Annotated in this window: 16 protein-coding genes; 7 read left to right on the forward strand and 9 right to left on the reverse strand. The window is 49.1% G+C overall.

The genetic code is table 11. From position 1 onward, the window contains the following. Positions 1-47 precede the first annotated feature (47 nt). The 4 genes from C7B65_RS05860 to C7B65_RS05875 form a co-directional block, all read right to left on the reverse strand. On the reverse strand, positions 48-1,139 hold the full coding sequence (locus C7B65_RS05860; RefSeq protein WP_073070643.1) for a tetratricopeptide repeat protein: 1,092 nt from the start codon (positions 1,137-1,139) through the stop codon (positions 48-50). Positions 1,140-1,234: 95 nt separating this feature from the next. Continuing rightward, the gene (locus tag C7B65_RS05865; RefSeq protein WP_223257337.1) at positions 1,235-2,812 is read right to left on the reverse strand and encodes a DHA2 family efflux MFS transporter permease subunit; all 1,578 of its coding nucleotides are present in this window, start codon (positions 2,810-2,812) and stop codon (positions 1,235-1,237) included. Positions 2,813-2,827: 15 nt separating this feature from the next. Continuing rightward, positions 2,828-4,108 (reverse strand): MFS transporter, encoded by a 1,281-nt coding sequence (locus C7B65_RS05870; protein ID WP_073070645.1) that lies wholly within the window; start codon positions 4,106-4,108, stop codon positions 2,828-2,830. A gap of 329 nt (positions 4,109-4,437) precedes the next feature. Beyond that, positions 4,438-5,823 carry an HlyD family secretion protein gene (locus C7B65_RS05875; protein ID WP_083582803.1) on the reverse strand — a complete coding sequence of 462 codons (1,386 nt, stop codon included), beginning with the start codon at positions 5,821-5,823 and terminating at the stop codon, positions 4,438-4,440. Between the two features lie 342 nt (positions 5,824-6,165). Between C7B65_RS05875 and C7B65_RS05880 the strand changes: the two genes are divergently transcribed. From C7B65_RS05880 to C7B65_RS05890, 3 genes are all read left to right on the forward strand, one after another. Then, a complete protein-coding gene (locus C7B65_RS05880; RefSeq protein WP_073070646.1) occupies positions 6,166-7,359 on the forward strand; it encodes a sensor histidine kinase in 1,194 nt (397 codons plus the stop codon). 269 nt (positions 7,360-7,628) lie between these two features. Next, on the forward strand, positions 7,629-8,972 hold the full coding sequence (locus C7B65_RS05885) for a response regulator (RefSeq protein WP_073070647.1): 1,344 nt from the start codon (positions 7,629-7,631) through the stop codon (positions 8,970-8,972). Positions 8,973-9,181: 209 nt separating this feature from the next. Beyond that, positions 9,182-12,535, forward strand: a complete 3,354-nt coding sequence (locus tag C7B65_RS05890) for an Eco57I restriction-modification methylase domain-containing protein (RefSeq protein WP_073070648.1) — start codon at positions 9,182-9,184, stop codon at positions 12,533-12,535. Between the two features lie 296 nt (positions 12,536-12,831). Here the strand turns inward: C7B65_RS05890 and moeB are convergent, their stop codons facing one another. Both moeB and C7B65_RS05900 read right to left on the reverse strand, forming a co-directional pair. Continuing rightward, entirely contained in the window at positions 12,832-14,004 is a 1,173-nt protein-coding gene (gene moeB, locus C7B65_RS05895) for a molybdopterin-synthase adenylyltransferase MoeB (protein WP_073070649.1), read from the reverse strand. Positions 14,005-14,055: 51 nt separating this feature from the next. Continuing rightward, positions 14,056-14,625 carry a M67 family metallopeptidase gene (locus C7B65_RS05900; protein WP_073070650.1) on the reverse strand — a complete coding sequence of 190 codons (570 nt, stop codon included), beginning with the start codon at positions 14,623-14,625 and terminating at the stop codon, positions 14,056-14,058. Between the two features lie 134 nt (positions 14,626-14,759). On the opposite strand from C7B65_RS05900, the gene C7B65_RS05905 reads away from it, so the two are divergent. The 3 genes from C7B65_RS05905 to C7B65_RS05915 all read left to right on the forward strand — a co-directional run bounded on the left by C7B65_RS05905 (position 14,760) and on the right by C7B65_RS05915 (position 16,499). Further along, entirely contained in the window at positions 14,760-14,990 is a 231-nt protein-coding gene (locus tag C7B65_RS05905) for a hypothetical protein (RefSeq protein ID WP_073070651.1), read from the forward strand. A gap of 210 nt (positions 14,991-15,200) precedes the next feature. Beyond that, positions 15,201-15,938, forward strand: a complete 738-nt coding sequence (locus C7B65_RS05910; protein ID WP_143162032.1) for a hypothetical protein — start codon at positions 15,201-15,203, stop codon at positions 15,936-15,938. A 36-nt stretch (positions 15,939-15,974) separates the two neighbouring features. Then, positions 15,975-16,499: a hypothetical protein gene (locus tag C7B65_RS05915; RefSeq protein ID WP_073070653.1), complete on the forward strand. Its 525-nt coding sequence runs from the start codon at positions 15,975-15,977 to the stop codon at positions 16,497-16,499. A gap of 60 nt (positions 16,500-16,559) precedes the next feature. On the opposite strand, the gene C7B65_RS05920 is transcribed toward C7B65_RS05915, so the two are convergent. Continuing rightward, positions 16,560-19,814 (reverse strand): DEAD/DEAH box helicase, encoded by a 3,255-nt coding sequence (locus tag C7B65_RS05920; protein ID WP_073070654.1) that lies wholly within the window; start codon positions 19,812-19,814, stop codon positions 16,560-16,562. A 15-nt stretch (positions 19,815-19,829) separates the two neighbouring features. Then, positions 19,830-20,006: a hypothetical protein gene (locus C7B65_RS27665; protein WP_181314343.1), complete on the reverse strand. Its 177-nt coding sequence runs from the start codon at positions 20,004-20,006 to the stop codon at positions 19,830-19,832. A 114-nt stretch (positions 20,007-20,120) separates the two neighbouring features. Between C7B65_RS27665 and C7B65_RS05925 the strand changes: the two genes are divergently transcribed. Further along, a complete protein-coding gene (locus tag C7B65_RS05925; RefSeq protein ID WP_073070656.1) occupies positions 20,121-22,271 on the forward strand; it encodes a polyribonucleotide nucleotidyltransferase in 2,151 nt (716 codons plus the stop codon). A 340-nt stretch (positions 22,272-22,611) separates the two neighbouring features. Here C7B65_RS05925 and C7B65_RS05930 read toward each other — a convergent pair whose 3' ends face one another. Beyond that, the gene (locus tag C7B65_RS05930) at positions 22,612-24,003 is read right to left on the reverse strand and encodes a malic enzyme-like NAD(P)-binding protein (RefSeq protein ID WP_073070657.1); all 1,392 of its coding nucleotides are present in this window, start codon (positions 24,001-24,003) and stop codon (positions 22,612-22,614) included. Between the last annotated feature and the right edge of the window lie 68 nt (positions 24,004-24,071).

Below are 24,071 nucleotides of genomic sequence, written 5' to 3' on the forward strand. Positions count from 1 at the left end.
CAATCGCACAGAATCCTGAATCCGGTAGATAGGCAAAATTTTTCCGCCTAATTTGTATTTCTCATTGCCACCGTGCGATTTTGGAGGGCGATCGCGTCGTCTGGTTTTAGCGCTAAAACTTTGTCATAGCTGTCAACGGCTTCTGCAAATCGTTTGAGGCTGACCAAAATGCTGCCACGATTATTCCAGGCGCGAAAGTCGCTCGGTTTGAGGGCTAAAGCCCGATCGTAGCTGGCGATCGCGTCTTCAAGCCGTCCCACTGTTTTGAGCGCAACGCCCCGGTTATACCAGGCTTCGTAATAATTGGGATTTAGCTGCACAGCCTGATCAAACTGAGCGATCGCGTCCTCATGGTCGCCGAGCTTCATGCAAGAACACGCTTGACTATACCAGGTGGCGGCGTGATCGGGCTGCAACGCTAAGACTTTTTGGTAACTCTCGATCGCAGCTTCGTGACGATTGAGCTGTTTAAACGCAAGTCCGCGATAAAACCAGACATCGGCATCTTCTGCATCGACTGATAACGCTTTTTCATAGCTAGAGATGGCAGCTTCATAATCTGCTAAACACAGCAGCGCATGTCCTCGATTGATCAGCGCATCTTGGTAATCGGGACGCAGTTCTAACGATCGATTAAAGTGCGTCACCGCCCCTTCATAGCGATGAGTGACATAGAGCGTCACGCCCTGCATACACCAGGCATCAGAAAACTTGGGCGTTTGCTCTAACGCTTTGCTAAAGTGAGAAATTGCGTCTTCATAGCGCTTGAGTGCAAACAGCGTTAAGCCTTGACTATAGTGAGCGTGAGGATAATCGGATTGCAGAGTTAAGAGTTGATTAAAGCTGGCGATCGCTGTCTCAAAATCTTTAGCAACATAGGCTGCCCATCCCCTACTGTAGTGAAGATCTGGGGAGTTGGGATGATAGACGATCGCCCGTTCAAAGCAGGAGACGGCGGCTTCGTGCTGACCCAAACTGATTAAAACGCTGCCCTTTTCGCTGAGAGCATCATAGAAGTCTGGTTTACGAGAAATCGCTTGGTTAAAGTAGTCGATCGCCGACTCGTAATCTCCAACCTGGCTAAAGTTTAATCCTTCTTGAAAGAGGCTTTCAGCAGTGGCGTGTTCAGTCTGGATCATAGAGCGTCGATCGGGTTTCCCGTCAGTAAAGATTTGGGCTTGAATGCTTTAGATAAAGTACCCAGATCAATCCTGACGATGCATATCCGCTTGATTTAATGCACGGGTGCCCCGCCAGTTGCCTTAACTTTTTTGAGAAACGGAACGGCAATGCCACTGATCAGCAGCGCACAAGCGATGAAAAAAAAGCAGTCATTAAATGCCATCACATAAGACTCTCGATGAACAGTGTTGCTAATCGCGGCGATCGCCTGATTGTGCGCCGTTGCCAAGTCAGATCCCCGACTGACAAAAAACTGTGTGTAGCGATTAATCGCTTCTTGAGTCGCAGGATTGTAGAGAGAAACCGCTTCGCCCAGCCGATTGGAGTGAAACTGTTGTCGAGTCGTGAGCAGTGTGGCGATTATCGCGATGCCAAACGAGCCACCCAGATTTCGCATCATGTTAAATAAACCCGATGCCGATCCGGCTTGAGAAGGGGGCAAGCCTGCGGTGGCGATCGTAGAAATTGGCACCATGATCAACGGTTGCCCAGCCGCCCTCACTAACTGTGACCAGCGCAATTGATCGATTCCTGATTGATTGGTTAACTCAGAGTTCATAAAGCAACTAGCTGCAAATAAACCGATCCCAATGCCGATCAAGATTCGCACATCCATGCGCTGCATTAATTTGGGCACAAAGGGAATGATCAGCAGTTGCGGAAAGCCAACCCACATCAGAACTTCGCCGATCTGCATGGCGCTGTAGTCTTGAATTTGACCCAAATAGAGCGGCAGAATATAAACTGAGCCATAGAGTCCCAACCCTAACGACACGTTGATCACACTGGCTAAACCAAAGTTGCGTTCTTTGAGCAATCGCAGGTTAATAAACGGTTTTTTGCGCCGCAACTCGATCCAAAAAAAGAGGGACAGAAAGATTGATGCCACGATCGCTAACTGGGCGATCAGCGTTGAGCTAAACCAATCTTTGCGGCTACCTTCTTCTAGCACGACTTGCAGCGACCCTAGCCCGATCGCCATTGCCGCAATTCCACCCCAGTCACCTTGTTTGAGCAGATTTAACTGCATAGGAGTCGCATCGATCGCATACCAAACGGCAGCAACTAGCAGCGAACCTGGAATAATATTTAGATAAAAGACAAAATGCCAGCTAAAATTTTCGGTTAACCATCCCCCCAACGTGGGGCCAATTGAAGGTGCAAATGTAGCGGTGATTGCAAACAACGCCATGCCAGTAGACTGTTTAGACGGAGGCAATGTCGTTAACAATACCACAAACGCCATCGGAATCAATACACCGCCCGTAAACCCTTGCAATGCGCGAAACACAATCATTGAGGGCAGATTCCACGCTGATGCACAGAGCACAGAGAAGAATACAAAAAGGATTGCATTGACTAACAGATAGCGACGCGTTGAGAAGACTTGAGACAGCCAACCTGTTAATGGAATCACCACGATTTCGGCAACCAGATAAGAAGTCGAAATCCAGGAGCCTTCTTCAAGCGTTGCCCCCAATGCGGCTTGAATATCTCTCAGTGAGGAATTCGTAATTTGAATATCCAGCACTGCCATAAAGGCTCCCAAAATGGTGCCAAAAACCCCAATCCAGGTTTTAAGAGAGACGTGATCGGAGCCTGGCTGAGACATTGCAGAAGAACTAGCCACAAAAACCTCCCATGATTAAAGGTGACGCTCGGTTAATAAACCCATACGATCGTAAATAGGCAGAACAATTTGACGCATCGCCGGAAGCTGCCGAGAAAAATAGATCGAAGCAGCAATGCAAATCACGCCGCTAATCACGAGTGTATTGGGAGCGCCAATGCGACTGGCAAGACTTCCGGCAAACAAATTACCAAAGGTCGCCATGCTGATAAACGCGATCGTATACAAGCTCAAAACTCGTCCCCGCTTATCTTCTTCAACGATCGTCTGCAAAATCGTGTTGCTCGAAGTGGACTGGAGAATTAAGCTGCTTCCCAGCATAAACATCGCGATCAGCGACAGCCAAAGCACTTTAGAAAGGGCAAAGACAATCAGGGCAATTCCAAACACCGTGGGCGCGATCGCAATGATTTTTCCTAGACCGACGATCGTGCTGCGTGAACTGAGATAAACGGCTGACACCAACGCCCCCAAGCCAGACGATGCCATCAAAAAACCCAGCGTTTGCGGCCCGCCATGAAGAATGTTAGTGACAAAAATGGGCGCTAACACGGTGTAGGGCATTCCCACCAAGCTTACCAACCCGATCAGCAGCAGAATTGAGCGAATCGGAGGAAACCCAAACGCATAGACAAGACCCTCTTTGAGCTTCCGCAAAACCGTGTCTGACTTGCCAACCGAAGCTATCTGCCGAGGTCGGATTCGCATTGCCAAAAGTCCGATAATCACAGCAATGTAGCTGACTCCATCGATTAAAAAGCAAGTAGAGGTGCCTACTGCGGCGATTACCAAACCCGCGATCGCAGGCCCAATTAATCTGGCACCACTAAACAATGAAGAATTGAGCGCGATCGCGTTACTTAAATTCTCTCGTTGTTCAACCAGCTCGATCACAAAAGTTTGGCGGGTCGGCATATCGATCGCGTTCACACAGCCCTGAAAAATACTCAAAACAATGATGTGCCAGATCTGAATCGTACCGCTAAACGCCAATGCTGCCAGCGCTAACGACTGAATCATTGACAGAATCTGAGTCCCAATCAGAATTCGATGACGATTCAAGCGATCAACCAACACACCTGCAAATGGACTCAGCAAAAAATTAGGCACCTGCTGGGCAAATCCAACCACGCCCAAAAGCAGCGCTGAATTAGTCAAGCTATAAACCAACCAAATCACCGCCGTTTGTGACATCCAGGTGCCGACCAGAGAAATTCCCTGTCCAGCAAAAAACAAACGGTAGTTGCGAGACGAGAAAGCGCGGAAAACAGGGCTAATTTTCTCCGTGATAGACATAGCGATCGCAGCTCAGTAACATTTAGCAATACTTCAGTGTTCAAGTTCTTCTCACTGAGCAATACCCTCTGAAGAATGAGATTCAATAAAGAAAAAGGGTGAAGATCTACGATCGCTAGACTCGTAGATCTTCACCCTTTCTAAACAGACGTGAATTCGATGGAGCCTTTCGCTGCGGTTGCAAATCCGGGTTGCCCCCTAAATCCCCCAAAATTGGGGGACTTTGAACCTAAAGTCTGGGCTTGAAGTCCCCCAGAATTGGGGGATTTAGGGGGCTGAAGCGCTGAAGAACAAAGCGAAAGAACTCATCGAACTGACGTTAAACAGAATTACTGTACCGTCACTGTCACTTCTGCTGACATCCCAGGAGTAATGAACGACTCATAGCCGCGAATGCTATCGGCATCCAACGTCACTCTCACCGGAACTCGTTGAACGACTTTTGTAAAATTGCCCGTTGCATTATCAGGCGGCAACAGCGCAAACGAGGCACCCGATGCTGGGGATAGACTTTCAAGATGACCGCTAAATGTCTTGCTCGGAAAAGCATCTAGCTTGACTTCGGCAACCTGTCCCGGACGCATTTTTTCTAACTGCGTCTCTTTAAAATTGGCAGTCACCCAATATTGGTTATCGACGATCGCCATCAATAGGTTTCCGGGCTGAACTGATTGACCGACTTGCACGGTTTTACGACCCACGCGACCCGCAACCGGAGCCGTAACATTTGTGTAAGAAAGCTGTAGCGCCGCATTCTTAAGCGCAACTTGTGCCTGATTAATCGCCGCTTGCGCCGTCTGATAATCGCTGCGGCTCACTGTGGTCTGCACGTTTTTAGCCTGAGCTTCTTGCACACCGCCTTGCGAAGAACTCAGCCCAGCTTGTGCCGTCGCCACCCCTTGTTGAGCTTGAGCCAATTTTGCTTGAGCTTGAGCAACTCCCTGATTAGCCGCCGCTTTTTGGGCACGAGCCACCGCAAACGCTTGTTGAGCAGTATCAAGATCACGACGCGCCACCGCCCCAGAGTTGTAGAGCGCCTGAAAGCGGTTCAGATCAGTCTGCGCCTTTTGCAGGTTAGCATCAACCTGCGCGACTTGCGCCTGAGCTTGAGGAATGCCCGATCGAGCTTCGGCAACTTGAGCTTGAGCGCTGGCGATCGCTGCCACTGCGCTGCCGACTCCACCCTGAGCTTGCGTGTTAGCAGCTTGAGCATTTTGAGCAGCCAAGTCGATGTTTACCTGAGCCGTGTTTGCTTTTCGACGAGCCGCTTCTAAATCGGTCTGAGCTTGCTGAAGCTTAATTTGATAGTCACGAGGGTCGAGTTTGACGAGAGGTTGCCCGGCGCTGACCGTTTGGTTGTCATCGACTAATACCTGATCAACCGTGCCCGCAAGCCGCGAGCTGATGGAGTGAATATTGCCAGTCACCGTCGCATTATCCGTCGATTGATGAGTTGAGGCGAATTGCCAATAGTGATAGCCAAAGCCACCAGCCACGATCGCGCCACCAACACCCACCCCTGCCAAAATTGCTTTGAGCGGTTTTTTGCGAGGAGCCGCAGGCGCGGTGTCAGGAGTAACTGGACGATCGACTCCGATCGGAGTCTCTTCGACAGGCGGTTTTTCTAAAACGATCGTGGGCAATTTTGAAAAATCGCTGGCTTCTTGAATGACTGGCTTGTGACCGTTGGTAGATTCAGTGCGAATGCCTTTCATGAGAATGACGTTCCTTGGGTGCAAATGAAGGTTAAAAAAGTTTGTTCTTAAAAAAGTCGATTGTTAGAATTTTTACTTAGCGCTCTAAATATCTGACTACAAACAGAATAACACGATTTTACTTAGAGTGCGTAATACTTTAGAAGGAAGCCCGATCTATCTTTGTAGAGCTTTCCGTATTGGCTAAATAGATCAACAGATCTTCCATACGGCTGAAGATCATTTGGCTGGTTCACTCGATCGAACCATTCCCTAATTTTCTCTATTCATCACGGTGAAAGAGATGCAATCGCAGTAGATTAAGAAGGATGAAAGCAGTCTCCAGAAATAGGGACACCGCCCATGGAGTGGAATGAGTTGGCGCAACACATCGGTGATATTCAAACTCAATTTCAGCAATTGCAGCAAACGATCGCCCTCTTGCCGCAGACCGACACACAAGCAACGCATCTCAATTACCTCTTTGAGAATTTGTTGAGTGGGCTGCAAAAAATTGACGGGTTAGAGATGCCATTGCAGGGTGAGCAGACTTTGAGAGCGAGTGAAGAAAAGTGGCGTGCTCTGAGCGCTTGCTCACCAGTGGGCATTTTTACCTGCGATGTCGATGGGCGAATCACTTACACCAATCCTCGCTGCCACGAGATAGGCGACTTCACTCTAGAAGCAAGTCTAGGTCAGGAGTTTGCGACGGTGATTCATGCTGAAGATCGCGATCGTGTTGTGTCTCAATGGTGTGCCCAAGCCCCAACCGGGCAACCCCACGCCGATGAGTTTCGATTGGTTAACCCGGAAGGTGCCGTGCGGTGGGTGCGAGTGCGAACGGCTCCGATCGTCTCCAACGACGGCAATTTGATGGGGCACACAGGCACGCTTGAAGACATCACCAAGCAAAAGCAAGCCGAAGCGCAAATTAAAGCCTCTTTGAGAGAGAAAGAAGCGCTCCTCAAAGAAATTCATCATCGCGTCAAGAACAATTTGCAGATTATTTCTAGCTTGCTTTATCTCCAAGCTCAGCGAATTGAAGACCCGAAAGTGCGACAAATTTTTGAAGACAGCCAAAGTCGAATTAGCGCGATGGCGCTTGTTCATGACAACTTGTATCGATCGCAAAGTTTAGCTAGAATTAATTTCTCAGAATATATTCAAACCCTGACAACAAGTCTTTTTTATACCTATCGAATTCAGCCTGATCTGGTGCAGTTAAAAATGGATGTAGATGATAATGTTTTAGTGAGTTTAGATAAAGCAATTCCCTGTGGCTTAGTGCTCAATGAACTGATGACCAATGCCCTTAAACATGGCTTTTCAGATGGCACAACGGGCGAAATCGCAGTCACGTTAAAGAAAGTATCAAGTGGTCAAATCTATCTAACTGTTGAAAACGACGGAAATAACCTCCCAGAAACGTTTGAACTCAAGACCATTCAGTCAATGGGGTTGCGACTCGTGCACGGACTCGTCAACCAATTGCAAGGGCATTTTGAGTTAGACAAAACTGATAAAACTTGCTTCACAATTACGTTTAGTGACTTGTGAATAGCTCTACAATGCTCTAAGCAGTTTAGCGATCGATCGCTCTCTGATCTTTCGCGAATTTTCTTCAATGACTTGAAGAAAATCTCTGTAAGGCTGATATCGCGACGGGTTATTTTTGACTCTCATTTGCGCTAATAGCCTGATTTAATACACGCGCCGAAGTAGTCTGATCACTCCCTAAATTTAGCGGCTCATTTCATTAAGCTTAGTGAAATGGGTTAACTAATAGTGGAATCAAACGGTTAGACGATACATAATAATCTGCGAACATGGCGAAAATATTAGTGGTTGAGGATGAAAGCGTTGTCGCGTGGCATGTGCAGGAAGCTTTGCAGAAGCTAGGGCACGAAGTCATTAAAATTGTCACAACGGGCAGAGAGGCGATTCAGATTGCGGCTCAAGCTAGACCGCATTTAGTGTTGATGGACATTCGATTGCAAGGAGATATTGATGGAATTGCTGCCGCAAAGAATATCTATTTTCAGTTAGACGTGCCCGTGGTTTATTTAACGGCCCACGCTGATGAACAAACGCTGCAACGGGCAACCGAAACCTCTCCATTTGGCTATCTCGTCAAGCCTTTCCAAGAGGCAGAACTGCAAGCGACCATCAAAATTGCTCTACAGCGACATCAGTTAGAGAAAGCGCTAAAAGACACTCAGCAATGGTATGCGACCACGCTGATCAGCATTGGAGATGCCACGATCGCGACTGACATCGACGGGCTGATCACCTTCATGAATCCCACTGCCGAGATTCTCACAGGTTGGAATCAGGAACAGGCGCTCGGAGCCTTGATCACTCAGATTTTAGACATTGTGGATGAAGACACGAGAAAGCCGATCGAGAATCCTTTACTTGCGGCTATGTGTCGAGGTGACACGATGACTTTGCCTCTAGGCTCTCTGCTGCGCGCTAAAGATGGCACCGAACGCCCGATCGGAGACAGTGCCTCCCCGATTCGCAATCGTGATGGGCAAATTATAGGCGGCGTGATGGTGTTTCAAGATCTGAGCGATCGCCGCCGCGTTGAGGCAACTCTACAGCAGCAAAACCAGTGCCTAGAAAACAGTCAAGACCAACTAACGCTTCAGCTACACCAGCGCAATGAGCAGCTTCAGCAGGCGATTTCTTGCACCCAATTGCTGCAACGAGTTTTAGAGCAGTCCCGCGAGACGACCGATCGCCAGCAAATTTTGCAACTCACGTTAAAAGAACTGGGACAGACCTTGGAGGCAGATTATTGCTGGGCGACGCTGCACGACGAAGACTATGCGATCGCGACGGTGATCTGTGATCAGGTCGGTCAAGGCACTGTGGCACCGATTTCTCTGGTCGGCAACCAGATTGTGCTACAAGATTTTTCTCGCTTTTATCTACGTCTCTTTCAGCACGATTGCTGGGTTGACCCTAGTGCCGACCTCTTGCCGCCTGTCTATCAGTCGCTGCTCGACTCGACAACTCAAATGCTGATCTGCCCGATTCAAGACGATCGACGAGTGATTGGAGAAATTGGCATTTTGGTTCAGGGAAAACCAGTTTGGTCGCGGCTTCAGGCAGATTTGGTGGCACAAGTGGTTAGTCGGGCTACGATCGGGCCGCGGCAGGCTTAACTCTATCCAGTGACGCAAACTCTGGTCGGAGAATTGCAGCGTTTCAACAGTGTCAGAGGTTTAAAGGGTTCTATTCAGGTGAGGGTCGATCGAGTGAGATGACGTTTATTTTGACGTGACCGATCGTGCCAAACTCAAAGATACTTTAGAGACGACGTGGGTTCGATGAGTTCTCGCGCTCTGTAGTGTTACTAACCGCTTGCCAGACGATGCCTAGCCAACCGACTAATTCTCTCTTTCATAGCAAGACGCTGAAAAGTGCTGTGCAGAGTTTTCCATTCACAGCAGATTTGGAGGAACGACAGCAAAAACTTGTTCAGTGGATTGAGCCTTTAGAGAAAGGAGTTTTGGATGAGATTAAGGAAGTCTCGCTACACGGACAGTTTTTAGCGGATGTTTTTCAGCAGGTTTTGGGCTATCGCTCGGTGATTCAAGGGTCGGGGCAAGCCTGGGAGATTCATGCAGAACAGACGATCGCTGATGGGGGCGGCTCTGCTGATGGGGCGTTAGGGTTTTTTACGGCAACTGAAGGGAAGAAGGGAAAAGCTAAACTACAGGGTCGGGTGATTGCCCCGATCGAGCTAAAGGGTGCGAAAAATGATCTCGATCGACCTGCACCGGGACGCAAAGAGTCTGCGGTCGATCAGGGCTGGCGTTATGCCAATTATACGGCTGATTGCAAATGGGTGATTGTCTCTAATTATCGAGAGATTCGGCTGTATCAGACTAGCAAAACGCCTGCTTATTATGAGTCGTTTCGATTGGCAGACTTGAGAAGTTTGGAGACCTTTAAGCGGTTTTATTTTCTGCTGTGTCGCGATAATTTTTTGCCCGTTTCGGATGATCCAAACGCACGTTCTAGAGTTGATTTATTGCTGGCAGCGTCGAATGAGGCAGAAGACGCAATCACTAAAGATCTCTATCAGCAATACAAAACTGTGCGGATTAATCTGACGCAGCATTTTTGGGCTTCTGCACCAGATGACATTCTCGATCGAGAGGCGGTGTTGATTGAGAAGGCTCAGAAGCTGCTGGATCGGATGCTGTTTATCGCTTTTTGTGAAGATAGACGGCTGTTGCCAGAGAAGACGATTCGCAAGGCTCATGATCACCGAGATCAATATAACCTGCGCCCTATTTGGGAGAACTATAAAGCGGTGTTTCGCTGGGTGGATGTGGGGAATGATGATCCGCCAATTCCGGGATATAACGGGGGTTTGTTTAAGCCCGATCGATTATTGGATGAGCGGCTTGAGGTGACAGACTCGCTCTGCACTCAGCTTAAAGAACTGGCGCGATTTGACTTTGATACTGAGGTGTCGGTCAACATTTTGGGTCACATCTTTGAGCAATCGGTGACTGATCTAGAAGAATTGAAGGCGTTGGCAACGGGGCAAGCCTTTGATCAAAAGAAGGGCAAGCGTAAAACTCAGGGTGTTTATTACACGCCAGCGTTTGTGACTCAATATATTGTCGAGGTGGCGTTGGGTGGCTATCTCAAACGCAAGGAGCAAGAACTGATTGAGCGATCGCACCTCGATCAAATTTCTAAACAAGCGACGCGGCAACGGCGAGAGGCTGAGATTCAATTTTGGGAGGCGTATCGAGATATTTTGCTCAAAACGCGAGTGATTGATCCAGCGTGTGGGTCTGGGGCGTTTTTGATTGCGGCGTTTGACTATTTAAATCGAGAATATGAGCGAGTGAATGAAGCGCTTGCGGCTTTGGAGTTTGCGAGTCAAACCAAGGGAAAAGGCTCTGGTGAATTTGTTGGACAGCGCAGCCTTTTTGATCTCAACAAAACTCTGCTCAATGAGAATTTGTATGGGGTTGATCTCTCGCCCGAATCGGTGGAAATCACTAAGCTATCGCTTTGGCTGAAGACGGCTGAACAGGGAAAAGCGTTGACTTATCTGGATGACAATATCAAGGTGGGGAACTCGATCGTGGCAGATTTGACCCTCGATCGTCGGGCGTTTAATTGGGAGGCAGCGTTTCCGCAGGTGTTTGCGGATGGTGGGTTTGATGTGGTGATTGGCAATCCACCTTATGTGAGGCAAGAGTTACTCACGCCATTTAAGTCTTATTTGCAACAGCATTATGAGTCTTATGACGGGGTTGCAGATCTCTATGCTTATTTTTATGAGAAGGGATTGAAGATTCTCAAGCCGGATGGGATGTTGTCTTATATTGTCACTAATAAATGGTTTAAGGCGGGATATGGGGAATCGTTGCGGCGATTTTTTGCTCAAAATAGTGTGTTTGAACAAATCTTAGATTTTGGTCATGCTCCTATTTTTGCTGATGCTGATACTTTCCCCTGCATTGTGTCGGTGCGGGCTTCTGCAACAAAACTAGAACCAGAAATAACAAAACTATCTCCTGATTCGTCGGTTCGGGTTTGCCCTGTGCCTCGTGAAAAGCTGAAAGACATCAACTTATCGCAATATGTGCAACAGGAAGGCTTCGATCTTCCTTGGTCACGGTTTACGGCAGATGCTTGGAGTCTGGAGCCATCAGCAGTAGAAGCGTTGATGCAGAAGATAAAAGTAGTGGGCGTACCGCTCAAAGATTTTGCAGGTATTAGTCCTTTATATGGAACTAAAACAGGTCTTAACGAAGCGTTTGTTATCGATGGTGAAACTAGAAACGAGCTTATAAAACAAGATAACCGTGCTAGTGAGATCATCAAGCCTTTCTTGAGAGGGCAGGATATTAATCGCTGGAATCCTCAACACGCAGGGCAATGGATGATTTACACAACTAATGAGGTAAATCTAGGCTCTTTTCCAGCTATTGAAAGGCATCTGGCTAAATATAGGGAAAAATTAGAAGCGAGGGCTGGAGGACAGAATTGGTGGCAACTACAAGGAGTAACAGGTTCTTATCGCCTCTTTGAAAAACCCAAAATAGTCTATCAGGAAATCCAGTTTCACTCAGCGTTTGGTTACGATGAAAGTGGTCTTTACATTAATAACAAAGCGTTTATTTTACCAACTTCCGATTTATATCTTCTTGGAGTACTCAATTCGCCTCTTTTATGGTGGTATAACTGGCGATACTTACCGCATATGAAGGATGAAGCATTAAGTCCATCTGGGTACTTAATGCAATCTTCTCCGATCGCACCACCTACCGACGAAATCCGATCGCAGGTTGAACCGATCGTCACTCGCTTAATCGAAATTACCAAAGCCAATCAGGAAAGCGATCGAGAAGTTCAAGACTGGCTCCGAGTCGAACAACATATCGAAAAACTGGGTCAAAAGCTAGAAGACTTTTCTAGCCTTGATTGCGACCTCTTTGTGCAAGAAGTTAAAACCCGCAAACCCAAAAACTCATCACTCAACCCCAAAGCCCTCAAAGAATTGAGAGAAGTCTATAACGACTATGCGCCTAAGATTCAAACTCGTAAGGCTGAGGCATTAGCGATCGAGATCCAGCTATCTGATCTAGTCAATCAAGCTTATGGGCTAACGCCTGAAGAGATTGATCTAATGTGGAAAACAGCACCGCCCCGAATGCCCATCCCTAAGCCAACCCGACCAGCACATCACCTATAGCATGGATGTTTATGTTCTTTCGATCGGTCGAGATGCTCTCTAAACAGGTCGAGATGTTCTTTCGATCGGTCGAGATGCTCTCTAAACAGGTTGAGATGTTCTTTCGATCGGTCGAGATGGTCTCTAAACAGGTCGAGATGTTCTCTCAACAAGTCAACTTGTTCTTTCGATCGGTCAACGTGTTCTCTAAATGGTTCAAGATGTTCTTTAAGCAGGTCGGGATGTTCTTTCGATTGAGGGCAAAGCCTTCCCAGACTCCCAGCTTTTTTGAGAAGCCGGGAATCTGTTCAGAATCTTTAATACTCCGGCACCGAAGCATCAACTTCTTGACTCCAGGCAGTGATCCCGCCCTTCACATTCGTTCCCTCGATTCCAGCGTCTTTGAGAATCGCAAGGGCTTTTGCCGATCGTCCGCCTAGTTTGCAGTGAACGATCAGCTTGTGACCATTCAGCAACTCCTTGACTTTCGCGACTCCGCTCCCATTCTCAATATCGGGCAACGGCACCAGCACAGAACCCGGAATTCGAGCGATTTCATACTCATTTGGGTTCCGCACATCTAGCAGCACATAGTCTTTTGCGCCACTGTCGAGCAATTGCTTCAACTCTTTGACTGTCATTTCTTCCATGCCTGCACGCTCCTTTTCTTCGGCTGCTTTTGCTTGAGGAATGCCACAAAACTCTTCATAGTCGATCAGCTTCTCAATCACCGGGCGCACCGGATTGGGTCGCAGTTTCAACTCGCGAAACTTCATTTCTAGGGCGTTATAGAGTAGCAGCCGTCCGCTTAGGGTGTTGCCCTGCCCCAAAATGATTTTAACGGCTTCGGTTGCCTGAATCGTCCCAATAATTCCACACAAAACGCCTAAAACGCCACCTTCTGCACAAGAAGGCACCAGTCCAGGAGGCGGGGGTTCTGGATATAAATCGCGATAGTTGGGCCCACCTTCATAGTTAAAGACGGTTGCCTGTCCTTCAAATCTAAAAATAGAGCCGTAAACGTTAGGTTTGCCTAGCAAAACGCAAACATCGTTGACCAAGTAGCGGGTCGGAAAGTTGTCTGTGCCGTCAATCACGAGATCATAAGGTCGGGCAATTTCTAGCGCATTTTCGGCACTTAACCGCGTCTCATATAAATCAACCTGACAAGTCGGATTGATCTCTAGAATGCGATGTTTAGCAGATTCGATCTTTGGCTTATCGACCCAAGACACGCCGTGAATAATTTGACGATGCAAATTAGAAGTATCTACTACGTCAAAATCGACGATGCCGATGCGCCCGACCCCTGCGGCAGCAAGATAGAGCAGTAAGGGTGAGCCGAGTCCGCCTGTGCCAACGCAGAGCACACTGGCAGCCTTGAGACGTTTTTGTCCGTCTAGCCCGACTTCTGGCAAAATAATGTGCCGCGAGTAACGAGCGTATTCGTCTTTTGATAACTGGATGTCATCCAGATTGGGATTTAGCATGGCGGTGTGATTAAGACAGGTTCGATCGAACAGTTTAAAACTCAGACTTCTTCAAACAGGGTAATGGGGAACGGGCTTTTGGGAAACCGATCGTCCATTACCCATGCTCATTCGCTCCCAGTTTTCAGAGGGCATCTCGGCAGAAGACGACTGCAAAATCTTTTCTGGCTGAAACTGATGATTGGCATCTAAACGCCAGCTACGCCCCTCGATCGCGCTTCCTCGCTCGACTGACACAATCACATAAGAATAGTGCTGCCAGGCGAGTTGACGATCGCACTCTGACGGCACAGCAGGCTGATCGGGATGCGAGTGATAAATGCCGACAATTGCCAGATTGCGATCGCGACCTTCTCGCATTGCTGCCAGCATGGCTTCAGGGGCAATTTCATAGCGACGAGTTTTGTCAAGCGATTCGACGGGAGCGGTTAGCGCTTGGCGCAACTCCGAAGGAAGCGCGGGTTCAGCACTCCAACAATTCTCAACGGGTTTCACCTCTACAACTGCGTTGCTTGTGGAGTCAGCGCTCCCCAGCAGCAAACCACAGCACTCTTCGGGGTAAGTGCTTTCGGCGTGAGCGACGATCGCTTGGAGGGGATCAGGATCGAGTTTGAGAACCACAAGAAATTCTGGAGGATGAGCCAGTAGTCTATTCTATGACACGATCGCGGCGACAACAGTTACAAAGTTGTGAAGAGAACTGCGATCGAGCGTTTGAGTCATGATAGAGGAGCCACTATATTTGTTTAAGAACGATGACAATCCCCTTAGAACTTAAGCCAGAAATTGAACAGCAATTGCTTAACCAAGCTGCTGCTAAGGGTTTAGCCGTAGAGACATTTCTTGAACAACTGGTTGAAACTCAACTGGCTCAATCTCAATCACCCAGCAAGGTATTGTCTGATGAAGAATGGGAAGCTACCCTAATGCAAATTGCTTGGTTTTTTGACTTCAAATCTCATCCAGTTCTCGCAACACTTCGGTAAGATCGCGTGTACCCTGTAGGACTTGTAACACTTCAATTTTTGCAACGCCACAACGCTATGAAGAAGTGAAAACGCCTTGGTTGCAGGTCATCGATCGACATCGGGCGTTGACCTCAAACCCTTGATTGATTATATGAACGGATCAGATTCTGAAATGAGCGATATCCTGGTATGGATGTGAGCAGATCTACACAGTCAGGAGGAGTGATCATGAACAAGGTTTTGTGGATAGCGAGTCTCGGAGTTGCAACTCTAGTTTTAACGAGTTGTGGAAATAATCGAGCCGTCAATAACTCATCTTCACCTGCCGAACCTGTCGTTCAAGCTCCCGTCTCTCCAGCTTTTGAAAAGCCCACCATTCCAGCAGCCAGCGCCTTTCTACCAACGATTCCTGTTAAGGGAATGATTCAGACCACAAGCTCTAAGGCTCGGCTGTCGCAAATTTCTACGACGGGTCGGCGCGATCCGTTTTCGGCGATTTTGCCTGCCTCAATTCAGCTTCCTCCCCAGAAAACGGCTCAGTCTCCCGTCACCCCAACTCAAACTTCTGCAAAGCCAGCGGTGAAAAAGCTTCCGGTGCAGGTGGTTCCTCAAACCATCGTTCAAGCGCCTAAACTGCCGTCTTTGAGTCCGATCGCGGCGCTGCCACCTTTGTCGATCGCTCAGACTCCGATGACGATCGCGCCCATTTCACGCACTAGCCTTGCTGATGCTGTGCAGATTACTGGAGTGGTGCAGATTGGCGGCAAAGCGATCGCGATCATTCAATCGCCTCAAGAAGGGACGGCTCGTTATGTTAAGCCTGGAGACTATATTGCCAATGGCAGCGTTTTGCTGAAACGGATTATCATGAGCAAGACTGGCGAACCGACGATCGTTCTTCAACAAAACGGCGTTGAAGTCACCAAGTCTGTTGGCAGCACTGGGCAAATTGTGAGCGCTCGATAGCTGCTTTACCCTTCCTAAGTCTAGGAGTTGGTTGGCATGACAGAACCCACGCAGCGTTTTGATGGCAAGTCATCGGCGCGATCGACGCTCGATCGGCGCACCCTTAACCTTCACGAGACTTACATCTGTCCGATTTGTCGGCATGGGCAAATTGCCGAGTTGACGCTGATGGATGCGTTTGCCTGTAATTTCTGTCGTCACATTTTTACGGCTAACCTGCGAGAGCAATCGATTCACGTCGAAGATAGCTCTCAGCCGATGACGTGGCGCTGGAATGGGCGCAACTGGCAAGCGGCTAATCAGCTAGATTTTGACCTGACGCTGGTGATTTGGATCGTGGGCGTGATTTTGGTGGTGTTGCCTCCATCGCTGATCTTTTTATCGTCTCGGCTCGTGCCGCCGCTTGAGGGCAGCACTTTAGATTGGTTGCCCAATGTGTGGGTAGGGCTGACTTTTTTAACTCACTTTTCGTTTGTGGCGTGGCTGATGGTTGAGCATTATCAACTGCCGATTTATGTGTCGTCTAAAGTTCGTATTCGGCAGTGGTTAGACCGTCGTTGATTGGGCAGAGAATATGAAACAGTGCCTACCTGACGGAGGGCAACCACGGGGGGATTGCCCCTACTCGGCAATGATGGCGCTGCGATCGAGCAATAACAAATTCCGCAATTGGTCGGTGTCGAGTTCGGTGAGCCAGTTTTCACCTGCGCCGATCACTTGTTCTGCTAGGGCTTTTTTACTTTCAATCATTTCGTGAATGCGCTCTTCTAAGGTGCCCGTGCAGACAAATTTATGGACTTGCACATTGCGAGTTTGCCCGATCCGAAACACGCGGTCGGTGGCTTGGTTTTCGACTGCCGGGTTCCACCAGCGATCGAAGTGAAACACATGATTGGCGCGGGTTAAATTCAATCCAACTCCGCCTGCTTTGAGCGACAAGATAAACACACGCGGCCCTTGCGGATCTTGCTGGAAGCGATCGATCATTTCTTCGCGCTGCTTTTTAGAAGTGCCACCATATAGAAATAGAGTCTCTCGTCCGAGCCGTTGTTCTAGATGCGCTTTTAGCAGCTTTCCCCACTCGGCAAACTGCGTAAAAATTAGTGCCCGATCGCCCTCGGCAACGGCTTCTTCGAGCATTTCTTCTAAGCGCTGAAGTTTGCCCGATCGACTTTCAAAGGTGGAATGATCAGGTTCTGGGTGCTTTAACAGCGTCGGATGATTACAGAGTTGTTTCAGTTTGGTCAACAGTGCCAAAATAATGCCGCGACGCTGGATGCCTTCGGCGGCATCAATGTCCGCTAGAGATTTGTCTACGATTTGCTGATAGAGCGCGGCTTGCTCGGCAGACAGTCCACAAAAAACAGTCATTTCTTGTTTTTCGGGCAAATCTTGAATGATCTCACGATCGCTCTTCAGTCGTCGCAAAATGAACGGTTGAGCCAGCGATCGCAAGGTTTGCAGCGAGGTCGTGTCGCCATAGCGCTCGATCGGAATCGCAAATCGACGCTGAAAGAAATTACGCGGCCCCAAATAACCCGGATTGAGAAAATCTAAAATCGACCATAATTCTGATAAACGATTCTCGACGGGCGTTCCAGTTAAGGCGATGCGAAACTGCGCTTCGAGTTGCCGCACTGCCTGAGATTGTTTTGCGTCTGGGTTTTTGATGTTTTGCGCTTCATCTAAAACGACTCCTTGCCAAGAAACGGCGGTCAACGTTTTGACATCTCGCTGAATCAACGCATAGCTCGTCACCACCAGATTGCAATCTCGTACAGCTTTCGTAAAAGCTGCCCCTTGAGGACGTTTATCCCCGTGATGCACCAAAACTTTGAGGACGGGCGCAAACTTTTTAACTTCACGCTCCCAGTTGCCTAAAACAGACGTAGGGCAGACCAGCAGGAACGGGTGTTCTAAGGTTCCCTGCTGGCGCAGGTGCAGCATAAAGGCGATGAACTGCACGGTTTTGCCCAGTCCCATATCGTCGGCGAGGCAAGCGCCTAAGCTCCAGCGCTCTAGAAAGGCTAACCAGGCCACGCCACGAGATTGATAAGGTCTGAGTTCGCCGTGAAAGTCTGTAGGGGTCTCGATTTCTTCTAGCGATTGATTTCCGGTGAGCGTCGTCACCAATTCTTGCAGGGCACCCGATGCTTCAAAGCTGACAACCGGGAGCTTTTCGATCGTTTGAGTATCGCCAGTGCTAATTCGTAGCGCATCTTCTAGAGACAGCGTGGTTTGATCTTTGCGGGCAGCAAAAAAGGTTTGGGCGGCTTTAATATCCTGAGATCGTAGCTCCACCCATTCGCCGTTAATCTCAACCAATGGCGCATTCATTGCCACTAAGCGATCGAATTCTGCTTTCGGAATGCTGTGCCCGCCGATCGCCAATTCCCACTGAAAGTTGAGCAGACTTTGCAACCCTAATTGTCCTTTTTTTTGCTTAGTCGGCGTTGAGGCTCGAATCTTCAGCCCTAATCGATTTGCCCAACCGCCCCGGTTTGCCAAACTGGGCGGCAAAATCACACCCAAACCGCTATCTTGCAACCGCCATGAACCATTCATGATCAAGTCATAGGCTTGCATCGGGTTTAGCTGGCAAGACTGCGGACGAGCTTCTTGCAAACTTGGTTCGATCAGATTGTATAGACGCGAGGCGAGTCCCAACCCCATGAGTAGGGTTTCTTGAGGATGCTCGATCGTGCGTCCTTGATAAACTAAGCGATCAACTGGATTCCGCCAAATCGTTGAGGCGCTGATCACAAATTCAGAATTGTCGATCGCTTGCAGCAAATACTCCAGCGTCCAATTTTTTTGATGATTGAGCGGAGGCTGAAGCCGCAAACAAGTCCGAAATTGAGCCGTCTGATAATTTCGTAAAGGTGCCTTCCAAGTCGTTAACGCTGCCTCTAATCGCTCGATTCCATCTGCACTGATCTGAGGTGATTGCCCCAAAGCTTGCAGCCACTCTCGCAGCGGAGACTCGATCGCGACTTCTCCCCGCGCCACTGCTTCACGAGACAGTTTAATGGGAACGGGATGATTGCCCACCGCCACTCTAATTTGAGCATCGACGACTTGATTGAGAAAGCTAGACAGCAGGACTTGCGGTTCGGGTGGAAGCTCGATCGCCCTACAATCCTCTAGATTTTCTTGCTGATAGGTGCGACACACAGACGGCATCAATCGCGCAAAATTGCCCAAGCGCGCTTGATCGGTCGAGCTATCGAGTAAGGCTTCCCAATGGGCAATGGGAATTTCTTGAGTTTCTAAACTAGGTAGAAACTTCGATCGAGCTAACAGATCCAAACTCCAACGGGCGGTGTGTGACCAAAAGCGCAAATCTCCGCCCAAAAAGGAATCTTCTTCATTTAGTGACCCTAACGGCAGCGCGTTCAAAAATTGCAACGCTTCGAGCGGTTTGAGGCAGAGTCCGTCTACCCGCCACAGATGTAAGGGAACTGGCTCATTGGACGGAGCGATCGCAGACAGTTGCGGCACTAAAATTTCTTCTGATTCTAGGGCAACTGACGGCAAGGCGAGAATTTGCGATCGCCACAATCCCGTTTCCTTTGCGATCGTCTGCTCCGACTCTTTGCCGCGCTTTCCTTTGGGTTTGGCGATCGCAGCAACAGTTTCTAGCATCGGTAAGTTAATGCGTTTGGACTGCTGTAGTTCAGTCAAAAACTCCACCAGTTCAGCTCGATTCATACTGTAGGGATGGGCTGGAATCAAGGCGGCGGAAGTCTCTTCGCCAGACGGCTCTAATCGTCGCCAAGCTTCGCCCCAAATCAGCAAACATCCTGCCTGCAACTCAGCGGGTGAAGCCTCGATCGATTGGGTGTGAAATAACCAGCTACCGTGTAAAACTGCCATCTGAGTTTTAAATCCCTAAATTTTCTCAAAGTCAGGGCATCTGCTGAAATTTAGAATGACGAAACCTAATGCGTCGGTTAGAACTGCGATCGCATTTAAGAACGATTCTGCCATCATAAAGCGAAACCCCGACAGGACTGAGCGAGAATCCGTCAGAATTGGCGATCGATTGATTTTAGAAGTCGCTGCCACTCGATTTGTACCCGTACTTCTTGGCGCCAGTGAGATTAAAAAAGTCAGCAAAAGGGTATCAGTGTTACGATCGCTGAAGAACAAAATAAAGAACAAGAAAGGAAAGGATATTTCATGCAAGAGTTTGAGAAGTCAATATCCTTCGATGGTAGGGATATTCGACTCAAAGTTGGGACGCTTGCCCCACAAGCGGGAGGCGCAGTTTTAATTGAGTCAGGCGATACGGCAGTGTTAGTGGCGGCGACTCGCGCTAAAGGCAGAGAAGGCATCGACTTTTTGCCATTGCTCGTTGACTATGAAGAGCGGATGTATGCAGCAGGGCGCATTCCCGGCGGTTTTTTGAGACGAGAAGGGCGACCCCCTGAGAGAGCAACCCTCACGAGTCGTTTAATCGATCGTCCCCTGCGTCCCCTATTTCCCTCGTGGCTGCGGGATGACATTCAGGTGGTTGCGACCACAATGTCGATGGATGAAAGCGTTCCCCCCGATGTGTTAGCAGTGACCGGAGCCTCGATCGCTGTCATGCTGGCAAAGATTCCGTTTAACGGGCCGATGGCAGCCGTGCGGGTCGGCTTGGTGGGCGACGATTTTGTGATCAACCCCACTTATAAAGAGATTGAAACGGGCGATCTGGATCTAGTCGTTGCCGGAACGCCTGACGGGGTGATCATGGTCGAAGCAGGTGCCAACCAGCTTCCTGAGCAAGACATGATTGAAGCGATCGATTTTGGCTATGAAGCGGTGCGTGACCTGATTCAGGCGCAGCGAGACTTTATGGCAGAAATGGGCATCGAGTTAGTGACCGAAGAAGCACCTCCAGTCGATCCGACTTTAGAGAACTTTATTCGCGATCGTGCCACTACCCCCGTTAAAGAAGTTCTAGCCAGATTTGAGAAAGATAAGGCCATCCGCGAAGCCGCTTTAGATGAAGTCAAAAGCTCAATCTCAAAAGAGATCGAAGCGTTGCCCGATGAAGATCCGGTGAAAGTGGCGGCGGCGGCAAACGCAAAAGTTCTTAGCAACACCTTCAAAGAAGTCACCAAAACGCTGATGCGTCGCCAAGTCATCGATGATGGGATGCGGGTCGATGGTCGCAAGCTAGACGAGATTCGTCCGATTTCTTGCCAGGTCAGCGTCTTGCCTCGTCGCGTTCACGGCAGCGGTTTGTTTAACCGGGGGCTAACCCAGGTGCTATCAGCCGTCACACTGGGCAGCCCTGGTGATGCTCAAGCGCTAGACGATCTGCACCCCGATGAGCAAAAACGCTATCTGCACCACTACAACTTTCCTCCCTACTCCGTGGGTGAAACGCGACCGATGCGATCGCCGGGTCGCCGCGAAGTCGGTCACGGTGCCCTAGCAGAACGGGCATTAGTTCCAGTGTTGCCGTCTAAAGAGCAGTTTCCCTACGTGATTCGCGTCGTGTCTGAGGTTCTATCTTCTAACGGCTCAACGTCAATGGGGTCTGTCTCTGGCTCGACGCTGGCATTGATGGATGCCGGAGTGCCACTTGTGAAACCTGTGAGTGGTGCCGCAATGGGCCTGATCAAAGAAGGCGACGAAATTCGCATTCTCACTGACATTCAAGGTCTTGAAGACTTCTTGGGAGACATGGACTTTAAAGTTGCCGGAACCGACACTGGAATCACCGCCTTGCAGCTTGACATGAAAATCTCAGGCTTGCCAATGGAAGTAATCGCTGAGGCAATCAACAAGGCGCAACCCGCCCGACTTCACATCTTGGGCAAGATGATGGAAGCGATCAACACGCCTCGCAGTGAAATGTCGCCCTTTGCGCCTCGCTTGCTGACGATCAAGATCGATCCTGAATTTATCGGCATGATCATCGGGCCAGGTGGTAAGAATATCAAGGGCATCACTGAAGAAACGGGAGCCAAAATTGACATTGCCGATGATGGCACGATCACGATTTCTGCGGTGGATGGCGAGAAAGCAAAACACGCTCGCAGCATTATCCAGGGCATGACGCGCAAGTTGAGCGCAGGCGATGTCTTTGTGGGCAAAGTCACCCGAATTATTCCGATCGGGGCCTTTGTTGAGTTTCTTCCTGGCAAGGAAGGGATGGTGCATATCTCTCAGCTTGCTGATCATCGAGTCGGCAAGGTTGAAGATGAAGTCGCGGTGGGTGATGAAGTGATCATCAAGATTCGCGAAATCGACAATCGAGGTAGAGTCAATCTGACTCGTTTAGGCATTCACCCTGACGAAGCCACGGCTGCTCGTGAAACGCAAAATAGACCTTAAATCAATTCGCTCAATTTAACGATCGTCCTTCATTTAATTGAGGGACGTTTCTTTATGGGTGCAGCATGTGAGGTAATATCACGTCAGTTCGATGAGTTCTTTCGCTTCGTTCTTCAGGGCTTCAGCCCCCTAAATCCCCCAATTCTGGGGGACTTCAAGCTCAGAGTTTAGGTTCAAAGTTCCCCAATTTTGGGGATTTAGGGGGCAGCCCGGATTTGCAACCGCAGCGAAAAGCTTGATCGAATTCACGTTAATATCAGTTTGATTTACGCGATAGATCTGCATGAGGGCACGGCAGTGCCATGCCCGTACGTAAAGATATATCGTGCCCTTAGAGTTCTTAAATGCGCGCGACTCCATCTTCACGAGCCGCTTTTTGAACGGCTGCCGAAACGACTGTCGCAACCCGATCGTCAAACACTGAAGGAACAATATTTTCTCGGCTCAGATCACTCTCTGCAACCAGAGATGCGATCGCTAACGCAGCTTGCAAATACATATTAGTCGTGAAGTTAGACGCACGACAATCTAACGCACCGCGAAACACTCCGGGGAATGCTAAAACGTTATTAATTTGATTGGGATAATCACTGCGTCCAGTTGCCATGACTGCCACGTCGTCGCGCACCAATTCAGGCTGGATTTCTGGCACCGGATTTGCCATCGCAAACACGATCGGGTCTTTTGCCATTGATTTCACCATTTCAGGAGAAACGACTCCGGGGGCACTCACGCCTAAAAACACATCTGTGCCTTTCATCGCATCGGCAAGCGTGCCCTTCATTTCAACGGCAAATTCTCGTTTCTGCTCGGTTAAGTCAGCCCGATCGCTCGAGAGAATTCCTTTAGAGTCACACATTGAGATTTGAGTGGCACCCGCTTTACGGAGCAGACGCGCGATCGCAACCCCAGCGGCCCCGGCTCCATTAATCACAATTTTCACGTCACTGATCGATTTCTTAACCAGCTTCAGCGCATTTGAGAGGGCGGCAAGGGAGACGATCGCGGTTCCGTGCTGGTCATCGTGAAAGATCGGAATGTTGAGTTCTTGCTGAAGTCGAGTCTCAATCTCAAAACAGCGAGGCGCGGCAATGTCTTCTAAATTAACGCCACCAAAAACCGGAGCCAGCATCTTGACAGCTTCGACGATCGCATCGGTGTCTTGCGTCGCCAAACAAATCGGAAAGGCATCAATGCCACCAAATTCTTTAAACAGCATCGCTTTGCCCTCCATCACGGGCATTGCGGCTTCGGGCCCAAGGTTGCCCAACCCCAAAACGGCGCTGCCATCGGTGACGATCGCCACCATGTTGCCCTTGACGGTCAGTTCATAGACGCGATCGGGATCTTGGGCGATCGCCATACACACCCGACCGACCCCTGGCGTATAGGCCATCGCTAAATCGGATTGTCTGCTCAATGGCACCTTGCTTTGAACAGTGATTTTGCCGCCTTGATGCAGCGCAAAAGTGCGATCATCAGCGTGCAAAACTTTGACATCAGGTAAAGATTTGATGGCTTGCACGATCGCGTCTGCATGGTCACTGCTGGCGGCATCTACAATGATGTTTCGCAGCGACAGATCGCGAGTTTGTTCGACGAGATCAATCTGCCCGATGCTGCCACCTAAAGTAGAAATCGCTTGCACTACGCTGGCTAACATCCCCGGTCGGTTTGGCACTTCAAAGCGGATGGTCAGACTGTAACTAGAGTTTGGGGTAAGGTTCGCCATAGCTGTAGAAAAGTTAGAACGGGAATTTTAGATTCTATACCAATTTTATTTATGCAACAGATCCGCAT

The sequence above is a fragment of the Phormidesmis priestleyi ULC007 genome (assembly GCF_003003695.1).
Classification (GTDB): domain Bacteria; phylum Cyanobacteriota; class Cyanobacteriia; order Leptolyngbyales; family Leptolyngbyaceae; genus Phormidesmis_A; species Phormidesmis_A priestleyi_A.

Coding starts and splice junctions, on each gene's coding strand:
- C7B65_RS05925 (WP_073070656.1), top strand. CDS start 20,121: ATGCAAGAGTTTGAGAAGTCAATATCCTTCGATGGTAGGGATATTCGA.
- C7B65_RS05905 (WP_073070651.1), top strand. CDS start 14,760: ATGACAATCCCCTTAGAACTTAAGCCAGAAATTGAACAGCAATTGCTT.
- moeB (WP_073070649.1), bottom strand. CDS start 14,004: ATGCTAAATCCCAATCTGGATGACATCCAGTTATCAAAAGACGAATAC.
- C7B65_RS05885 (WP_073070647.1), top strand. CDS start 7,629: ATGGCGAAAATATTAGTGGTTGAGGATGAAAGCGTTGTCGCGTGGCAT.
- C7B65_RS05890 (WP_073070648.1), top strand. CDS start 9,182: ATGCCTAGCCAACCGACTAATTCTCTCTTTCATAGCAAGACGCTGAAA.
- C7B65_RS05880 (WP_073070646.1), top strand. CDS start 6,166: ATGGAGTGGAATGAGTTGGCGCAACACATCGGTGATATTCAAACTCAA.
- C7B65_RS05910 (WP_143162032.1), top strand. CDS start 15,201: ATGAACAAGGTTTTGTGGATAGCGAGTCTCGGAGTTGCAACTCTAGTT.
- C7B65_RS05920 (WP_073070654.1), bottom strand. CDS start 19,814: ATGGCAGTTTTACACGGTAGCTGGTTATTTCACACCCAATCGATCGAG.
- C7B65_RS05870 (WP_073070645.1), bottom strand. CDS start 4,108: ATGTCTATCACGGAGAAAATTAGCCCTGTTTTCCGCGCTTTCTCGTCT.
- C7B65_RS05930 (WP_073070657.1), bottom strand. CDS start 24,003: ATGGCGAACCTTACCCCAAACTCTAGTTACAGTCTGACCATCCGCTTT.
- C7B65_RS05915 (WP_073070653.1), top strand. CDS start 15,975: ATGACAGAACCCACGCAGCGTTTTGATGGCAAGTCATCGGCGCGATCG.
- C7B65_RS05860 (WP_073070643.1), bottom strand. CDS start 1,139: ATGATCCAGACTGAACACGCCACTGCTGAAAGCCTCTTTCAAGAAGGA.
- C7B65_RS05875 (WP_083582803.1), bottom strand. CDS start 5,823: ATGAAAGGCATTCGCACTGAATCTACCAACGGTCACAAGCCAGTCATT.